Genomic DNA, 17,181 nt, shown 5'->3' with positions numbered 1-17,181 from the left:
ACTTTGTCCTGGGTGTGGATAAACGGGGATCGCGGCTCTACCGTGGCCGTCCCCACGGGGACTCCCGCTCCCCGCCCGTCTCCTCACAGCACTCCTCACAGCACTGGAGAGACCGGTATGGTTCTGGACAGAAGGACTTTCGGACGACGGCTGCTGGCCGGTGGTGTGGTCGCCGCGACCGGTACGGCGACGTTGTCCGTCGCCTCCGCCCCCTCCGCGGCGGACCCCTCCCCGCCCACGGCTCCGGCCGGTGGCCAGGTGCGCCATCTCAAGCTCTACGCCGAGAAACTGCCGGGCGGCCAGCTCGGCTACGGCCTGGAGAAGGGCAAGGCCACCGTGCCGGGCCCCCTCATCGAGCTGGTCGAGGGCGACACCCTGCACATCGAGTTCGAGAACCTCACCGACGCCGACGCCAGCCTCCACGTCCACGGCGTCGACTACGACATCGCCAACGACGGCACCCGGATGACGAACAGCCACGTGGAGCCGGGCGGCACCCGCACCTACACCTGGCGCACCCACGCGCCGGGCCGCCGCAAGGACGGCACCTGGCAGGCGGGCAGCGCCGGTTACTGGCACTACCACGACCACGTCGTGGGCACCGACCACGGAACCGGCGGCATCCGCAAGGGCCTGTACGGCCCGGTCGTCGTGCGCCGGAAGGGCGACATACTGCCGGACAAGCAGTTCACGATCGTCTTCAACGACATGACGATCAACAACAGGACGGCGGGGGAGACCCCCGACTTCGAGGCCACGGTGGGCGACCGCGTCGAGATCATCATGATCACGCACGGCGAGTACTACCACACCTTCCACATGCACGGTCACCGCTGGGCCGACAACCGCACGGGCCTGCTGACCGGCCCCGACGACCCCAGCCGCGTCGTCGACAACAAGATCACCGGCCCGGCCGACTCCTTCGGCTTCCAGGTCATCGCGGGCGAACACGTCGGCGCGGGCGCCTGGATGTACCACTGCCATGTCCAGAGCCACTCCGACATGGGGATGGCCGGACTGTTCCTGGTGGCCAAGCCCGACGGCACCGTCCCCGGCCACACGGGCCACCACACCGCCGCGCACCACGCCCACTGAGGCCCGGGTCTTTGTCCTGTGAGTGGAGAAAGTGGGTACGAATTCCCGCGCTACTTCTTCCCAGCCCCGGCAGCCGCTGCTACGTTCCCCCCGAAAGAACGCGACGGACGTCCGGTACCGAGGCGGGGAGGGATTCGTGAGACGCATGACGGCACGACCCGCCAACGCCCACCAGGCCCGGCTGCTCCGCCTGTTGCGCGACGAGGGCCCCAACTCCCGCGCCCAGCTGGGCGACCAGGTCGAACTGTCCCGGTCCAAGCTGGCCGTGGAGGTGGACCGGCTCCTCCAGACCGGGCTGATCGTGGCCGACGGACTCGCCGCCTCGCGCGGCGGGCGCCGCTCCCACAACCTCCGGCTCGCCCCCAACCTGCGCTTCCTCGGCATCGACATCGGCGCGACCTCGGTCGACGTCGCCGTCACCAACGCCGAACTCGAAGTGCTGGGCCACCTCAACCAGCCCCTGGATGTACGCGAGGGCCCGGTCGCGGTCTTCGAGCACGTCCTCGCCATGGCGGCCAAGCTCCGGTCCTCCGGGCTCGCGGAGGGGTTCGACGGCGCCGGGATCGGCGTACCGGGCCCCGTCCGCTTCCCGGAGGGGGTACCGGTCGCACCGCCGATCATGCCGGGCTGGGACGGCTTCCCCGTGCGGGAGGCGCTCAGCCAGGAACTCGGCTGCCCCGTCATGGCGGACAACGACGTCAACCTGATGGCGATGGGGGAGCAGCACGCCGGGGTAGCCCGCTCCGTCGGCGACTTCCTCTGCGTCAAGATCGGCACCGGCATCGGCTGCGGCATCGTCGTGGGCGGCGAGGTGTACCGGGGGGCCACGGGCAGCGCGGGCGACATCGGGCACATCCAGGCCGTACCCGACGGCCGTGCCTGCGCCTGCGGCAACCGCGGCTGCCTGGAGGCCCACTTCAGCGGCGCGGCGCTCGCCCGCGACGCCCTGGAGGCGGCCACCCAGGGACTCTCGGCCGAACTCGCCTCCCGGCTGGAGACGCACGGCACCCTGAGCGCCGTCGACATCGCCGCCGCGGCCGCCGCGGGCGACACCGTCGCGCTCGACCTCATCCGGGAGGGCGGCACCCGCACCGGCCAGGTCATCGCGGGCCTGGTCAGCTTCTTCAACCCCGGACTCGTGGTGATCGGCGGCGGGGTGACCGGCCTCGGCCACACCCTGCTCGCCGCGATCCGCACCCAGGTCTACCGCCAGTCGCTGCCGCTCGCGACCGGCAACCTGCCCATCGTGCTCGGCGAGCTGGGCCAGAACGCCGGAGTCATCGGCGGCGCCCGCCTCATCAGCGACCACCTGTTCTCCCCGGCGTGACCGTGCCGCCCGGCACCATCCCGCCGGACGGCCCGTAGGAACAGCGCGACGGAAACAGCACCGCCCGCACCTCTGCTCCGCCCCGGTCCGCCCGACCCGTCGGCGTACCGCCCTGAAACAGGCCCGCACGCCCGCCGAGGGGGAACACATGGCACCAGAACCACCACTGCTCAGCATGACCGGCATCACCAAGGCGTTCCCCGGCGTCCGGGCCCTCGACGGTGTCGACCTCGACGTGCAGGAGGGCGAGGTCCACTGCCTGCTCGGCCAGAACGGCGCGGGCAAGTCCACCCTCATCAAGGTCCTGGCCGGTGCCCACCAGCCCGACACCGGGACCATCCACTGGCGCGGCGAACCCGTCACCCTCCGCTCGCCCATGGCCGCGATGCGTCTCGGCATCGCCACCATCTACCAGGAACTCGACCTGGTGGAGCACCTGTCGGTCGCCGAGAACATCCACCTGGGCCATGAGCCCACCAGGGCCGGATTCGTCGTACGACGGCGCACGGCACGCACCACGACGGCCGCCCTGCTGCGCCGACTCGGACACTCCGAGATCGAACCGGGGCGCCTGGTAGGGGACTTGTCCGCCGCGCAGCAGCAGATCGTCTCCATGGCGCGGGCGTTGTCGCACGACGTACGGCTCATCGTGATGGACGAGCCGTCCGCCGCGCTCGACCCCGACGAGGTCGACAACCTCTTCCGCGTGGTCACCGGACTCACCGCCGAGGGCGTCGCCGTCGTCTACATCTCGCACCGGCTGGACGAGATCCGCCGCATCGGCGACCGCGTGACCGTACTGAAGGACGGCCGGGCGGTGGCCCGCGGCCTGCCCGCGAAGACCACCCCGACCCGCGAGGTCGTCACCCTGATGACGGGCCGCGACGTCGAGTACGTCTTCCCGCCGCGCCCGGCCGAACCCCCGCTGCAGGAACCAGTGTTGGAGGTAAGGGGCCTGGCTCGGAGCGGTGAGTTCGACCCGCTCGACCTCGTGGTGCGGCCGGGCGAGATCGTCGGCATCGCCGGGCTCGTGGGCTCCGGCCGCTCCGAGATCCTGGAGACGGTCTACGGCGCCCGCAAGCCCGACGCCGGGCAGGTGCTCGTCGGCGGTCGGCCGATCCGGACCGGCAGCGTACGGGCCGCCGTGCGCGCCGGGATCGGGCTGGCACCCGAGGAGCGCAAGGCGCAGGCCCTGCTCATGCTGGAGTCCGTCACCCGCAACGTATCGGTGTCCACCCTGTCGCGGTTCTCGCGCGGCGGCTGGATCGACCGGGGCGCCGAGCTGGGCGCCGCCCGCGCCGCGACCCGCGAGCTGTCGCTGCGCCCCGACAACCCGGCCGTCCCCGTCCGCACCCTCTCCGGCGGCAACCAGCAGAAGGCCGTCCTGGCCCGCTGGCTGCTGCGCGGCTGCCGGGTGCTGCTGCTCGACGAACCCACCCGGGGCGTCGACGTCGGCGCCCGCGCCGAGCTGTACGCCGTGGTCCGCCGCCTCGCCGACGAGGGCCTCGCCGTGCTGCTGGTCTCCAGCGAGGTGCCCGAGGTCCTCGGCCTCGCCGACCGTGTCCTGGTGCTCCGGGAGGGCCACGTCGTGCACGAGGCACCCGCCCGCGAACTCGACGAGCACCGCGTACTCGACCTCGTCATGGAAGGAAGCCCGGCGTCATGACGCAGCCCGTCTCCCCGCCCCGGTACGACAGCGGCAAGGCACCCGCGGCCGCCCCGCCCCACGCCTGGCGCGCGCTCGCGGGCCGCGCCGACGTCCGCACCCTCTCCCTGCTCGGCGTCCTCGCCGTCCTGATCCTGATCGGCGGGATCACCAAGCCGGACGAGTTCCTCGACACCCGCAACCTCCAACTCGTCCTCACCCAGGCGTCCGTGATCGGTGTCGTCACCGTCGGCATGACCTTCGTCATCACCTCCGGCGGCATCGACCTCTCCGTCGGCGCGATCGTCGCCCTCGCCTCGGTCTGGGCGACCACGGTGGCGACCCAGGAGTACGGGTTCACCGGCATCCTCTTCGCGGCGGTCGCCGTCGGCGTGGGCTGCGGCCTCGTCAACGGCCTGCTCGTCGCCTACGGGGGCATGGTCCCGTTCATCGCCACGCTGGCCATGCTCGCCTCGGCGCGCGGGCTCGCGCTCCAGATCACCGACGGACGCACGCAGATCGTCACCATCGACTCCGTGCTGAGCCTCGGCGAACGTGACTCCTACGTCCTGGGCATCCCGCCGCTGGTCCTGGTCTTCGCCCTCGTCACCGTCATCGGCTGGCTCGTCCTGAACCGCACCACCTTCGGCCGCCGCACCGTCGCGGTCGGCGGCAACGCGGAGGCGGCCCGCCTCGCCGGGATCGACGTACGCCGCCAGCGCCTCTACCTCTACCTGCTGTCCGGACTGTGCTGCGGCATCGCGGCGTTCCTGCTGATCGTCCTGGCCGGGTCGGGCCAGAACACCAACGGCAACCTCTACGAACTCGACGCCATCGCCGCCGCCATCATCGGCGGCACCCTGCTCAGCGGCGGCCGGGGCACCATCACCGGCTCCGTGCTGGGCGTACTGATCTTCACCACGATCACCGACATCTTCGCCCTGAACAACCTGCAGAGCGACGTCCAGCAGATCGCCAAGGGCGCGATCATCGTCGCCGCCGTACTGGTCCAGCGCCGCACCGCGAGCACCACCTGAGGAAAGGGTTCACCGCCATGCGACCGACCGCACCGACACCCCTCACCAGCCGCAGAGGACTGCTCTTCGGGACCGCCGCCGTCGGCGCCGGCGCCTTCCTCGCCGGATGCACCAGCAACGAGCCCAAGGACGAGAAGACCGCCGCCGAGGACAAGCCCGCCGACGACCAGCCCGGCAAGCACGTCACCATCGGCTTCGCGGGCCCGCAGGCCGACCACGGCTGGCTCAACGCCATCAACGACAACGCCAAGCGGCGCGCCCGCACCTACTCCGACGTCACCCTGGAGATCACCGAGGGCTCCAACGACACCGCCGCCCAGATCGGCCAGATCGAGACCCTCATCAACAAGAAGGTCGACGTCCTGGTCGTCCTGCCCGCCGACGGCAAGGCCCTCACCCAGGTCGGCCTGAAGGCGATGCGCGCCGGGATTCCGGTCGTCAACCTGGACCGGGTCTTCAACACCCCGCAGGCGTACCGCTGCTGGATCGGCGGCGACAACTACGGCATGGGCCTCAACGCCGGGCACTACATCGGCGAGAAGCTGAAGGACACCCCGGACGCCCGCGTCGTGGAACTGGCCGGGCTGGACAACCTGGAACTGACCAAGCAGCGCACCAAGGGTTTCGACGACGCCCTGAAGAACTACCCCAACATCCGCAAGGTGGCCCGCCAGGCGGCCGACTTCACCGTCGAGTCCGGCCAGGCCAAGATGGCCCAACTCCTCCAGGCACAGCGCAAGTTCGACGCCCTGTGGAACCACGACGACGATCAGGGCGTAGGTGCGCTGCGCGCCGTGGAGCAGGCGGGCCGGGACGGCTTCCTCATGGTCGGCGGCGCCGGTGCGCTCTCCGCGTTCCAGGCCATCGAGCGGGACGACGGTGTGCTGAAGGCGACCGTCCTCTACCCGCCGACCATGTCCGCCTCCGCGATCGACCTCGCCCGCGCCCTCGGCCAGGGCAAGGGCGTGGGCGGCATGGCCGAGTACGAGATCCCCGCGTCGGTCACGCTCTACTCCGCCGTCGTCGACAAGGACAACGTCGACCGGTACATGCCCACCGGCTTCCGGTGACCGGACCTCTGCCCCACCCGCACGGCGTCACCCCGTACGAGGACGAGGAGAGGACCCACCGCATGGCACAGCCGCAGAGTTCAGCACAGGAGGGGACCGGGTCCGGTCCTCAGGGCAAGCCGCCGCTGCGCATCGGGATGGTCGGGTACGCCTTCATGGGCGCCGCCCACTCCCAGGGCTGGCGCACGGCGGGCCGCGTCTTCGACCTGCCCCGCGAACCGGTCCTGTCCGTGCTGTGCGGCCGGGACGGCACGGCGGTACGGGCCGCCGCCGACCGGCACGGCTGGGCGGCCACCGAGACCGACTGGCGTGCGCTGATCGCCCGCGACGACGTCGACCTCGTCGACATCTGCACCCCCGGCGACAGCCACGCCGAGATCGCGCTCGCCGCGCTCGCCGTGGGCAAGCACGTGCTGTGCGAGAAGCCGCTCGCCAACACCGTCGAGGAAGCGGAGGCGATGGCGGCAGCGGCGGAAACGGCATATGAGCGCGGCCAGTTGGCGATGGTCGGCTTCAACTACCGTCGGGTGCCCGCCGTCGCTCTCGCCCGGCGGATGATCACCGAGGGGCGGCTCGGGACCGTCCGGCATGTCCGGGTGAGCTATCTCCAGGACTGGCTGGTCGACCCGGAGTTCCCGCTGACCTGGCGGCTGCGCAAGGAGACGGCCGGTTCGGGCGCGCTCGGGGACCTGGGGGCGCATGTCATCGACGTCGCCCAGTACCTGGCGGGGGAGAAGCTCGCCGGGGTGTCCGCGCTCACCGAGACCTTCGTACGCCAACGGCCGCTGGCGGAAGGCGGGTCGGGGCCCGTCACGGTGGACGACGCCGCCGTGTTCACGGGCCGGTTCGCCTCCGGCGCCCTGGGCTCCTTCGAGGCGACGCGATACGCCACCGGACGCAAGAACGCGCTCCGCATCGAGCTGAATGGTGAACGGGGTTCCCTCGCCTTCGACTTGGAGCGGCTCAACGAGCTGTCCTTCCACGACGGCACCGAGCCCGGCACACACGCGGGATTCCGCCGCATCCTGGTGACCGAGCCCGACCACCCCTACCTGGACGCCTGGTGGCCGCCGGGACACGGCCTCGGCTACGAGCACACCTTCGTCCACCAGGCCCGCGACCTCGTGCACGCCATCGCGGAGGGCCGCAAGCCCGTCCCGTCGTTCGCCGACGGCCTGGAGGTCCAGCGGGTGCTGGCCGCCGTGGAGGAGAGCGCCGCGAAGAACTCCGTGTACACCCCGATCGTGTTCTGACGTCCGAGGAGGGCCGGCCGATGCCGCGTACATTCACCCTGTTCACCGGCCAGTGGGCCGACCTGCCACTGGAGGAGGTCTGCCGCCTCGCGCGCGACTTCGGCTACGACGGACTCGAACTCGCCTGCTGGGGAGACCACTTCGAGGTGGACAAGGCGCTCGCCGACCCGGCGTATCTCGCCTCGCGCCATCAACTCCTCGACAAGTACGGCCTGAAGTGCTGGGCCATCTCCAACCATCTGGTCGGCCAGGCCGTCTGCGACGCCATCATCGACGAACGCCACCAGGCGATCCTGCCCGCCCGGATCTGGGGCGACGGCGACGGGGAGGGCGTACGGCAGCGGGCGGCGGCCGAGATCGCGGACACCGCCCGCGCGGCGGCGGCCTTCGGCGTGGACACGGTCGTCGGCTTCACCGGCTCCGCCATCTGGCACCTCGTCGCCATGTTCCCGCCCGCCCCCGAGACGATGATCGAGCGGGGCTACCAGGACTTCGCCGAGCGCTGGAACCCGATCCTGGACGTCTTCGACGCCGAGGGCGTGCGGTTCGCGCACGAGGTCCACCCGAGCGAGATCGCCTACGACTACTGGACGACCCAGCGTGCCCTGGAGGCCGTCGGACACCGGCCCGCCTTCGGCCTGAACTTCGACCCCTCCCACTTCGTGTGGCAGGACCTGGACCCGGTCGGCTTCCTGTGGGACTTCCGGGACCGGATCTACCACGTGGACTGCAAGGAGGCCCGCAAGCGCCTGGACGGCCGCAACGGCCGCCTCGGCTCCCACCTGCCCTGGGGCGACCCGCGTCGCGGCTGGGACTTCGTCTCGGCCGGGCACGGTGACGTCCCCTGGGAGGACGTGTTCCGGATGCTGGCCTCCATCGGCTACCAGGGCCCCGTCTCCGTCGAGTGGGAGGACGCGGGCATGGACCGGCTCCAGGGTGCCCCCGAAGCCCTGGCCCGCCTCAAGGCGTACGACTTCGACCCGCCGTCGGCCTCGTTCGACGCGGCGTTCGGCCACTGACGCTCCTCATCGGCCCCGACTCACCCCCACCGGGATGACGGCGCATCCCGGCGCACCCCCACCCGCCCGTACCATCCGCTTCTTCTGGAGGCATCCGTGCACGGGAACGCCCGCCCCACCGGTACCCCAAGCCGCCGCCCACGTCTGCGCACCGCCCTCGCCCTCGCCTGCGGTGCGCTCCTCATCGGCGCCACCCCCGCCCTCACCGCGCCCGGCGCGTCCGCCGCCGACCGGGGCGGCGCCGCCGCCGAGGACGTCCAGCAGGTCACCCTCGCCCGAGGCGAGGCGGAGGTCGGCGAGCCCATGAGCCTCGCCGTGCTGCCCGACCGCTCCGTCCTCCACACCTCCCGCGACGGCGAACTCCGCCTCACCGACGCCGCGGGCACCACCCGCACCGCGGGCAAGCTCGCCGTCTACTCCCACGACGAGGAGGGCCTCCAGGGCGTCGGCGTCGACCCGCACTTCACCGACAACCGCTTCGTCTACCTCTACTACGCGCCCCCGCTGGACACCCCGCCCGGCGACGCCCCCGAGACCGGCACCGCCGCCGACTTCGCCCCCTTCGACGGCGTCAACCGGCTCTCCCGGTTCGTCCTGAAGACCGACGGCACCCTGGACACCGCCAGCGAGAAGAAGATCCTGGAAGTGCCGACCTCGCGCGGCATCTGCTGCCACGTCGGCGGGGACATCGACTTCGACAGGGACGGCAACCTCTACCTGTCGACCGGCGACGACTCCAACCCCTTCCAGTCCGACGGCTTCACCCCCATCGACGAACGCGCCGACCGCAACCCGGCCTTCGACGCCCAGCGCACCGCGGGCAACACCAACGACCTGCGCGGCAAGATCCTGCGGATCAAGGTCGGCGCCGACGGCACCTACACCGTCCCCGACGGCAACCTCTTCGCCCCCGGCACCGCGAAGACCCGCCCCGAGATCTACGCCATGGGCTTCCGCAACCCCTTCCGCTTCAGCGTCGACAAGGAGACCGGCGTCCTCTACGTCGGCGACTACGGCCCCGACGCCGGAGCCGCCGACCCGGCCCGAGGCCCCGGCGGCCAGGTCGAGTTCGCCCGCGTCACCGGCCCCGGCAACTTCGGCTGGCCCTACTGCACCGGCAAGAACGACGCCTACGTCGACTACGACTTCGCCACCAAGACCTCCGGCGCCGCCTTCGACTGCGCCGCCCCGAAGAACACCTCCCCGCACAACACCGGCCTCACCGACCTGCCCCCGGCCCAGACGGCCTGGCTGCCCTACGACGGCGCGTCCGTACCGGAGTTCGGCGACGGCTCCGAGTCCCCGATGGGCGGCCCCGTCTACCACTACGACCCCGCCCTGGACTCCCCGGTGAAGTTCCCCGAGGCGTACGACGGCGACTTCTTCGCCGGTGAGTTCGGCCGCCGCTGGATCAAGCGCATCGAGACCGGCGCGGACGGCGCGGTGCAGTCGATCAACGCCTTCCCCTGGACCGGCACCCAGGTGATGGACATGGCCTTCGGCCCCGACGGCGCGCTGTACGTCCTGGACTACGGCACCGCCTGGTTCGGCGGCGACGACAACTCCGCCCTGTACCGGATCGAGAACGCCACCGGCGGCCACTCACCGGTCGCCAAGGCCGCCGCCGACAAGACCTCCGGGCAGGCCGCGCTGAAGGTCCGCTTCTCCTCCGCGGGCACCACCGACCAGGACGGCGACACCCTCACCCGCCACTGGGACTTCGGCGACGGCACCAGCTCCACCGCCGCCAACCCCACCCACACCTACCGCCAGAACGGCACCTACACCGCCACCCTGACCGCCAAGGACCCCTCCGGCCGCACCGGCAGCGCCGCCGTACGGATCGTCGTCGGCAACACCGCACCCACCGTGACCCTCCAACTCCCGCAGGACGGGCAGCTGTTCAGCTTCGGTGACGCCGTCCCCTTCACGGTCAAGGTCACCGACCCCGAGGACGGTACGGGCGTCGACTGCTCCAAGGTCACCGTCAACTTCATCCTCGGCCACGACACCCACGGCCACCCGCTGACCTCCGCCAAGGGCTGCTCCGGCACCATCCGGACCAGCGCCGACGGCGGACACGACGAGAACGAGGACATCTTCGGCGTGTTCGACGCCGAGTACACCGACACCGGAGGCGGCGGCCAGGCCCCGCTCACCTCCCACGACCAGAACGTCACCCAGCCCCGCCACCGCCAGGCCGAGCACTACACCGGCTCCTCCGGCGTCACCCTCCAGTCCAAGGACACCGCCCACGGCGGCAAGACCGTAGGCGACATCCACGACGGCGACTGGATCTCCTTCAGCCCCTACGCGCTCGGCAACGCCAAGAAGATCACCGCCCGGATCTCCTCCGGAGGCGTCGGCGGCACCCTGGAGATCCGCGCCGGATCGGCCACGGGCACCCTGCTGGGCAAGGCAACCGTGCCGGTGACCGGCGGCTGGGAGACCTTCCAGGACGTGAGCGCCGACCTGACCCGCGCCCCGAAGGCCACGACCACGCTCTTCCTGGTCTTCAAGGGCGGCACCGGCGCCCTCTTCGACGTGGACGACTTCACCTTCACCACCGGCTGAACGGAGGTCACCCCCATGCGCACCACACGCCTGCTCACCACCACCGCCCTCGGAGCCGCACTGCTGCTCGGCTGCGTCACCGGCCCGGCCGCCGCGCGGCCCACCGAGACCGGCCGGGTCCTGGTCTTCTCCAAGACCACCGGCTTCCGCCACGACTCCATCCTGGACGGCGTGGCCGCCGTACAGCAGCTCGGCGCCACGGACGGCCTCACGGTCGACGCCACCGAGGACGCCACCGCCTTCACCGCCCGCAACCTGCGCCGCTACGACGCCGTCGTCTTCCTTTCCACTACCGGCGACGTCCTCAACGCCGCCCAGCAGCGGGCCTTCGAGGGCTACATCCGCCAGGGCGGCGGCTACGTCGGCGTCCACGCGGCCGCCGACACCGAGTACGACTGGCCGTTCTACGGCGGCCTCGCCGGGGCCTGGTTCGACTCGCACCCGGCGATCCAGCCCGCCACCGTCGTGGTCGAGGACCACGCCCACCCCGCCACCGCCCAGCTGCCCGGCCGGTGGGAACGCACCGACGAGTGGTACAACTACCGCTCCAACCCCCGCGAACGCGCCCACGTCCTCGCCTCGCTCGACGAGTCCTCCTACAGCGGCGGCACCATGAACGGCGACCATCCGATCGCCTGGTGCCAGACCTACCAGGGCGGCCGCGCCTTCTACACCGGCGGCGGCCACACCCGCGAGTCCTACGCCGACCCCGCCTTCCGCGCCCACCTGCTCGGCGGCCTGCGCTGGGCGACCGGCGCGGCCCAGGCCGACTGCCGCCCGGAGAACGGCTACCACCCCCTCTTCGACGGCACCGCCGCCTCGCTGGAGGACTGGCGGCAGGCGGGGCCCGGCTCCTTCACCCTGGCCGACGACGGCACGCTCACCTCGTCCGGCGGCATGGGCCTGCTCTGGTACGCCGCCTCGGGCTTCTCCTCGTACTCCCTCAAGCTCGACTGGAAGATCACCGGGGACGGCAACTCGGGCGTGTTCGTGGGCTTCCCGCCCTCGGACGACCCCTGGTCCGCCGTCGACAACGGCTACGAGGTCCAGATCGACGCCACCGACGTCCCCGAGAAGACCACCGGCTCGGTGTACGGCTTCCAGTCCGCCGACCTCGCCGCGCGGGACCGCGCGCTGAACCCGCCGGGGGAGTGGAACACCTACGAGATCCGGGTGGAGGGCGAACACCTCCGCATCTGGCTCAACGGCACCCCGATCAACGACTTCACCAACACCGACCCGGCCCGCAGCCTGCGCGACGGCCACCTCGGCATCCAGAACCACGGGGCCGACGACCAGGTGGCGTTCCGCGACATCCGGATCAAGGAACTGCCCGCAGGGGGCCGCTGAAGCGGCGGCGGGCGGGAGACGCCGTACTCCCGCCCGCCGTCTCCTGTCCGCCGTGTCCCGTCCGTGCCGAGCCCGTCCACCAGGAGGCCGATCATGTCCGTGTCCCGTCCCGCCGGCGTGTGGCTCATCGGCACCCGAGGCTCGGTGGCGACCACCGTCGTCGCGGGCTGCGCCGCGATGTCCGCCGGTCTGCACCCGCCCACCGGCATGCTCACGGAGACCGCCCTGTTCGCCGACTGCGGCCTGCCCGGACTGTCCTCCCTGGTCTTCGGCGGCCACGACACGCTGGACTGCCCCCTGCCCAAACGCGCCGAGGAACTCGCCGCCGGAGGCGTCCTGCCACCCGGCCTGCCCGCGGCCGTCGCGGCCGAACTCACCGCCGCCGACGACGAGATCGCCCCCGGGGGCCCGCTCCCCGACGACGACCGTGACGAGCAGGCGCTGATCGAGGCGTTCGCCGCCGACATCCGCGACTTCACCGCCCGCCGCGCCCCGGCCGGGACGGTGGTCGTCAACGTGGCCTCCACCGAGCCCGCCCCCGACGGCGACACCCTCCCACCCAGCTCGCTCTACGCTGCGGCGGCCCTGCGCGCGGGCTGCCCCTACGTCAACTTCACCCCGTCCACCGGCCTGCACCACCCGTCCCTGGCCGCCGCCTCGGCCGACAGCGGCCTGCCGTACGCGGGGCGGGACGGCAAGACCGGCCAGACCCTCCTGCGCTCGGTGCTGGGCCCCATGTTCGCCCAACGCGCCCTCGCGGTACGGGCCTGGTCCGGCACCAACCTGCTCGGCGGCGGCGACGGCGCCGCCCTGGCCGACCCGGCGGCCGCGGCGGCGAAGAACGCGGGCAAGGAACGGGTCCTGACCGACACCCTCGGCACCCCGGTACAGGGCGAGGTGCACATCGACGACGTGCCCGCCCTCGGCGACTGGAAGACCGCCTGGGACCACATCGCTTTCGACGGCTTCCTCGGCACCCGCATGATCCTGCAGACCATCTGGCAGGGCTGCGACTCCTCCCTGGCCGCCCCGCTGGTCCTCGACCTGGCCCGCCTCACCCTCCGCGCCCGAGAGGCGGGCCTGTCCGGACCGCTGACCGACCTGGGCTTCTACTTCAAGGACCCGGTGGGCGACGGCCCGTCGGCCCTGAGCGACCAGTACACGGCCCTCACCCGGCTCGCGGCCCGGCTTCGCGCGGGGGAGGCCCGGTGACGGGGGAGGGGCGTCCCGCTGTCCCTGACCGGGGCAGGCCCAGCCGATCGGCCGCCTGGGCCGAACTCCTGCGACTACCGGCCCTGTTCACCGTCCCCGGTGACGTCCTGGCCGGGGCGGCCACGGTCTCCGGCCGCCCAGACCGTCGTACCGCGTGGGCCATCGGCTCCTCCCTCTGCCTGTACGAGGCGGGCATGGCGCTCAACGACTGGGCCGACCGCGCAGAGGACGCCGCCGAACGCCCCCACCGCCCGCTGCCCTCGGGCCGCGTCCGCCCCGCCGCCGCGCTCACCGCGGCCTGCGCCCTGACCGCCACCGGCCTGGCATTCGCCGCACGCGCTGGCCGACCCGCGCTCGCCGTCGCCGCGCCCCTGGCCGCGACCGTGTGGGCGTACGACCTGGGCCTCAAACGGACCCCGGCGGGCCCCCTCGCGATGGCGGCGGCCCGCGCACTCGACCTCCTGCTCGGCGCCGCCGCCACCTCGGGACGCGTCGGCCCCGCGCTCCCCTCCGCCGCCCTGCTCGGCACCCACACCCTCGCCCTCACCACGGTCTCCCGCAACGAGACCCAGGGCGGCTCCCCCCTCACCCCCCTGACCGCACTCGCCACCACCGGCGCCCTGACGCACCTCCTGACCCGACGCCCCCCGCGAACCCCGCTGCACACGGCCCGGACGAGCCCCGCCGGATCGGACACCCCTTCAGCTACCCCCGGCACGCACGCCCTCCGCGTGGCCTGCGCCCTCGCCTACGCCGCCACCGCCGCCCGCCCCTACTTCCACGCCGCCCTCAACCCGTCGCCCCCGCTCACCCAGAAGGCCGTCGGCGGCGGCATCCGCGCCACCATCCCGCTCCAGGCCGCGCTCTCGGCCCGCTCCGCCGCCCCGGTCAGCGCGCTGATCACCGCGGCGCTGGCCCCGTTGGCCGCCCGGTTCGCCAAGAAGGTGAGCGTGACATGACGCCCGAGCCCTCCACCCCCCAGGTGCCTGCCGCCCCGACCGCCCTCCGCTTCGGCTACGGCACCAACGGCCTGGCCGACCTCCGCCTCGACGACGCCCTCGCCCTGCTCGCCGACCTCGGCTACGACGGTGTGGGCCTCACCCTCGACCACATGCACCTCGACCCGTTGGCCCCCGACGTCGCCGCCCGCACCCGGCAGGTGGCCCGCCGTCTGGCCGCGCTCGGCCTGGAGGTCACCGTGGAGACCGGCGCCCGCTACGTCCTCGACCCGCGCCGCAAACACGGACCCTCCCTCCTCGACCCTGACCCCGCCGACCGGGCCCGCCGCGCCGATCTGCTGATCCGGGCCGTGCGGATCGCGGCCGAACTCGGCGCCCACGCCGTGCACTGCTTCAGCGGCACCCTCCCGCCCGGCACGGACGAGAAGACGGCGTGGGACCGGCTGGCCGACACCCTCACCCCGGTCCTGGCAGCCGCCACCGCCGCCGACATCCCCCTCGCCGTCGAACCCGAGCCGGGCCATCTCCTCGCCACCCTCGCGGACTTCCACCACCTCCGTCACGCCCTCGGCGACCCCGCCCACCTCGGGCTCACCCTTGACATCGGCCACTGCCAGTGCCTCGAACCGCTCCCTCCCGCCGACTGCGTCAGCGCCGCCGCACCCTGGCTGCGGCACGTCCAGATCGAGGACATGCGCCGCGGCCGACACGAGCACCTGCCGTTCGGAGACGGCGAGATCGACTTCCCCGCCGTCCTCGCGGCCCTGGCCGCCACCGGCTACCAGGGCCTCACCGTGGTCGAACTGCCCCGCCATTCCCACGCGGGCCCCCACTTCGCCGAAACCTCCCTGCCCTTCCTCAAGGCCGCCGCCCGACTGCCGCTCACCTCGGGGGTCAGCCCCGTCAGCCCGTCGGCCGTCGCTCCCCGTCCCGCCTCGCCGCCGATCGCGAACCAGGACGACGCCCGACCCCCACGCAGCCCGGCGGTCACCCCCGCGGCCTCTCTCCACCCCGTGCTCAGCACCGGGACCTCCGCCCCCACGGAAGGGACCCCCGCATGACGCACCCCCACCCCACCCCCGACCGCACCCGCATCTCCTCCGAAGCAGCAAGCCCCTCATCCCTCCCGGACGACCTACGCGCCCACCTCACACCCCCAGCCCGAGACTGGCTGGACCTCGCCCTCACCGAAGCCGCCACCCGCCCCGCCCCCGCCTGGGAGCTACGTCTGGCCGAGGCCCGCCGCCGCTGCGGCCCCGCGCACGCCGACGCCGCCCGCGTCCTCATCCTGCGCGCCGCCCGCCCCGCCCCGGCCGACCTCGCCCGCGTCTACCAGCAGGGCACCGCCGACGAACGCCGCGCCGTGCTGCACGCCCTGCCCCACCTCGTACCGGGCCCCGAATCCCTCCCTCTCGTCGAGGACGCCCTGCGCACCAACGACACCCGGCTCCTCGAGGCCGCCGTCGGCCCCTACGCCGCCCGCCATCTGACGCCGCACCCGTGGCGCCACGCGGTCCTGAAGTGCCTGTTCACCGGAGTGCCCGTCGCCCGGGTCGCCCAGCTCGCCACCCGCGCCCACGGCGACGCCGAACTCGTCCGCATGCTGGCCGACTTCGCCGCCGAACGCACCGCCGCGGGCCGCCCCGTCCCCGAGGACCTGCGCCACGTCCTGGCCCTGACCGACCCCGCAGCCCCGCCGCACGCCACCCACGGTGGCACCCCCCACGGCAAGGAGTCCTGATGCGCATCTTCGACCCCCACATCCACATGACCTCGCGCACCACCGACGACTACGAGGCCATGCGTGACGCAGGTGTCCGCGCCGTGGTGGAACCCGCCTTCTGGCTCGGCCAGCCCCGCACCTCCACCGCCTCCTTCCTCGACTACTTCGACTCCCTCCTGGGCTGGGAGCCGTTCCGCGCCGCCCAGTACGGCATCGCCCACCACTGCACGATCGCCCTCAACCCCAAAGAGGCCAACGACCCCCGCTGCACCCCCGTCCTCGACGAACTGCCCCGCTATCTCGTCAAGGACCGCGTCGTCGCCGTCGGGGAGATCGGCTACGACTCGATGACCCCGGCCGAGGACGCCGCGCTCGCCGCCCAGCTCCAGCTCGCCGCCGACCACGGACTGCCCGCCCTCGTCCACACCCCCCACCGGGACAAGGCCACCGGCCTGCGCCGCACCCTGGACGCCGTACGGGAGTCCGCGCTCGCCCCGGAACGCGTCCTGCTCGACCACCTCAACGAGACCACCGTTAAGGAGGCCAAGGACAGCGGCTGCTGGCTCGGCTTCTCCGTCTACCCCGACACCAAGATGGACGAAGCACGCATGGTCGCCGTCCTGCGCTCCTACGGCCCCGAACAGGTCCTGGTCAACTCCGCCGCCGACTGGGGGAGAAGCGACCCGCTCAAGACCCGCAAGGTGGCCGACCTGATGCTGGCGGAAGGCTTCACCGAGGACGACGTCGACCGCGTCCTGTGGCGCAACCCCGTCGCCTTCTACGGGCTCAGCGGACGGCTCGACCTGGACGTCGCCGCGACCGACGCCACCCACGAGGGCAACACCATCCTCCGCGGCGCCCCCAAGGACACGGCGCCCGACGACACCCCCGCCGCCGTGCCCGCCGGAGGGGAGTGA

The 17,181-nt window shown here is 72.6% G+C and carries 14 protein-coding genes; all 14 read left to right on the top strand.

The window, feature by feature from the left end; all coding sequences use genetic code 11:
* Positions 1-123 precede the first annotated feature (123 nt).
* The 14 genes from ACI2LY_RS19370 (at position 124) to ACI2LY_RS19305 (ending at position 17,181) form a co-directional block, all read left to right on the top strand.
* Positions 124-1,095 (top strand): multicopper oxidase domain-containing protein, encoded by a 972-nt coding sequence (locus ACI2LY_RS19370; RefSeq protein WP_401450160.1) that lies wholly within the window; start codon positions 124-126, stop codon positions 1,093-1,095.
* A gap of 145 nt (positions 1,096-1,240) precedes the next feature.
* Entirely contained in the window at positions 1,241-2,422 is a 1,182-nt protein-coding gene (locus ACI2LY_RS19365; protein WP_404708217.1) for an ROK family transcriptional regulator, read from the top strand.
* 148 nt (positions 2,423-2,570) lie between these two features.
* Entirely contained in the window at positions 2,571-4,088 is a 1,518-nt protein-coding gene (locus ACI2LY_RS19360) for a sugar ABC transporter ATP-binding protein (protein ID WP_404708216.1), read from the top strand.
* Positions 4,085-5,104 (top strand): ABC transporter permease, encoded by a 1,020-nt coding sequence (locus tag ACI2LY_RS19355; protein ID WP_404708215.1) that lies wholly within the window; start codon positions 4,085-4,087, stop codon positions 5,102-5,104. The genes ACI2LY_RS19360 and ACI2LY_RS19355 overlap by 4 nt, the downstream gene beginning before the upstream one ends.
* Before the next feature lie 17 nt (positions 5,105-5,121).
* A complete protein-coding gene (locus ACI2LY_RS19350) occupies positions 5,122-6,174 on the top strand; it encodes a substrate-binding domain-containing protein (protein WP_404708214.1) in 1,053 nt (350 codons plus the stop codon).
* Positions 6,175-6,236: 62 nt separating this feature from the next.
* The gene (locus ACI2LY_RS19345) at positions 6,237-7,427 is read left to right on the top strand and encodes a Gfo/Idh/MocA family protein (protein ID WP_404708749.1); all 1,191 of its coding nucleotides are present in this window, start codon (positions 6,237-6,239) and stop codon (positions 7,425-7,427) included.
* A gap of 20 nt (positions 7,428-7,447) precedes the next feature.
* Complete coding sequence (locus tag ACI2LY_RS19340) at positions 7,448-8,446, top strand: sugar phosphate isomerase/epimerase family protein (RefSeq protein WP_404708213.1); 999 nt, start codon at positions 7,448-7,450, stop codon at positions 8,444-8,446.
* A 96-nt stretch (positions 8,447-8,542) separates the two neighbouring features.
* Positions 8,543-11,020: a PQQ-dependent sugar dehydrogenase gene (locus ACI2LY_RS19335; protein WP_404708212.1), complete on the top strand. Its 2,478-nt coding sequence runs from the start codon at positions 8,543-8,545 to the stop codon at positions 11,018-11,020.
* A 15-nt stretch (positions 11,021-11,035) separates the two neighbouring features.
* Entirely contained in the window at positions 11,036-12,370 is a 1,335-nt protein-coding gene (locus ACI2LY_RS19330; RefSeq protein WP_404708211.1) for a ThuA domain-containing protein, read from the top strand.
* Positions 12,371-12,463: 93 nt separating this feature from the next.
* Complete coding sequence (locus ACI2LY_RS19325) at positions 12,464-13,582, top strand: inositol-3-phosphate synthase (RefSeq protein ID WP_404708210.1); 1,119 nt, start codon at positions 12,464-12,466, stop codon at positions 13,580-13,582.
* Positions 13,579-14,541: an SCO3242 family prenyltransferase gene (locus ACI2LY_RS19320; protein WP_404708209.1), complete on the top strand. Its 963-nt coding sequence runs from the start codon at positions 13,579-13,581 to the stop codon at positions 14,539-14,541. Before ACI2LY_RS19325 ends, ACI2LY_RS19320 begins: the two co-directional genes overlap by 4 nt.
* The gene (locus ACI2LY_RS19315; RefSeq protein ID WP_404708208.1) at positions 14,538-15,602 is read left to right on the top strand and encodes a sugar phosphate isomerase/epimerase family protein; all 1,065 of its coding nucleotides are present in this window, start codon (positions 14,538-14,540) and stop codon (positions 15,600-15,602) included. Before ACI2LY_RS19320 ends, ACI2LY_RS19315 begins: the two co-directional genes overlap by 4 nt.
* Positions 15,599-16,282, top strand: coding sequence for an EboA domain-containing protein (locus ACI2LY_RS19310; protein ID WP_404708207.1), 684 nt, complete (start codon positions 15,599-15,601; stop codon positions 16,280-16,282). The genes ACI2LY_RS19315 and ACI2LY_RS19310 overlap by 4 nt, the downstream gene beginning before the upstream one ends.
* Positions 16,282-17,181 (top strand): TatD family hydrolase, encoded by a 900-nt coding sequence (locus tag ACI2LY_RS19305; RefSeq protein WP_404708206.1) that lies wholly within the window; start codon positions 16,282-16,284, stop codon positions 17,179-17,181. Before ACI2LY_RS19310 ends, ACI2LY_RS19305 begins: the two co-directional genes overlap by 1 nt.

It is taken from the genome of Streptomyces sp. NPDC002176 (assembly GCF_044903645.1).
Taxonomy (GTDB): Bacteria; Actinomycetota; Actinomycetes; order Streptomycetales; family Streptomycetaceae; genus Streptomyces.
This window is presented reverse-complemented; position numbering and strand designations above follow the sequence as displayed.

Coding starts and splice junctions, on each gene's coding strand:
- ACI2LY_RS19365 (WP_404708217.1), top strand. CDS start 1,241: ATGACGGCACGACCCGCCAACGCCCACCAGGCCCGGCTGCTCCGCCTG.
- ACI2LY_RS19360 (WP_404708216.1), top strand. CDS start 2,571: ATGGCACCAGAACCACCACTGCTCAGCATGACCGGCATCACCAAGGCG.
- ACI2LY_RS19355 (WP_404708215.1), top strand. CDS start 4,085: ATGACGCAGCCCGTCTCCCCGCCCCGGTACGACAGCGGCAAGGCACCC.
- ACI2LY_RS19350 (WP_404708214.1), top strand. CDS start 5,122: ATGCGACCGACCGCACCGACACCCCTCACCAGCCGCAGAGGACTGCTC.
- ACI2LY_RS19345 (WP_404708749.1), top strand. CDS start 6,237: ATGGCACAGCCGCAGAGTTCAGCACAGGAGGGGACCGGGTCCGGTCCT.
- ACI2LY_RS19340 (WP_404708213.1), top strand. CDS start 7,448: ATGCCGCGTACATTCACCCTGTTCACCGGCCAGTGGGCCGACCTGCCA.
- ACI2LY_RS19330 (WP_404708211.1), top strand. CDS start 11,036: ATGCGCACCACACGCCTGCTCACCACCACCGCCCTCGGAGCCGCACTG.
- ACI2LY_RS19325 (WP_404708210.1), top strand. CDS start 12,464: ATGTCCGTGTCCCGTCCCGCCGGCGTGTGGCTCATCGGCACCCGAGGC.
- ACI2LY_RS19315 (WP_404708208.1), top strand. CDS start 14,538: ATGACGCCCGAGCCCTCCACCCCCCAGGTGCCTGCCGCCCCGACCGCC.
- ACI2LY_RS19310 (WP_404708207.1), top strand. CDS start 15,599: ATGACGCACCCCCACCCCACCCCCGACCGCACCCGCATCTCCTCCGAA.
- ACI2LY_RS19305 (WP_404708206.1), top strand. CDS start 16,282: ATGCGCATCTTCGACCCCCACATCCACATGACCTCGCGCACCACCGAC.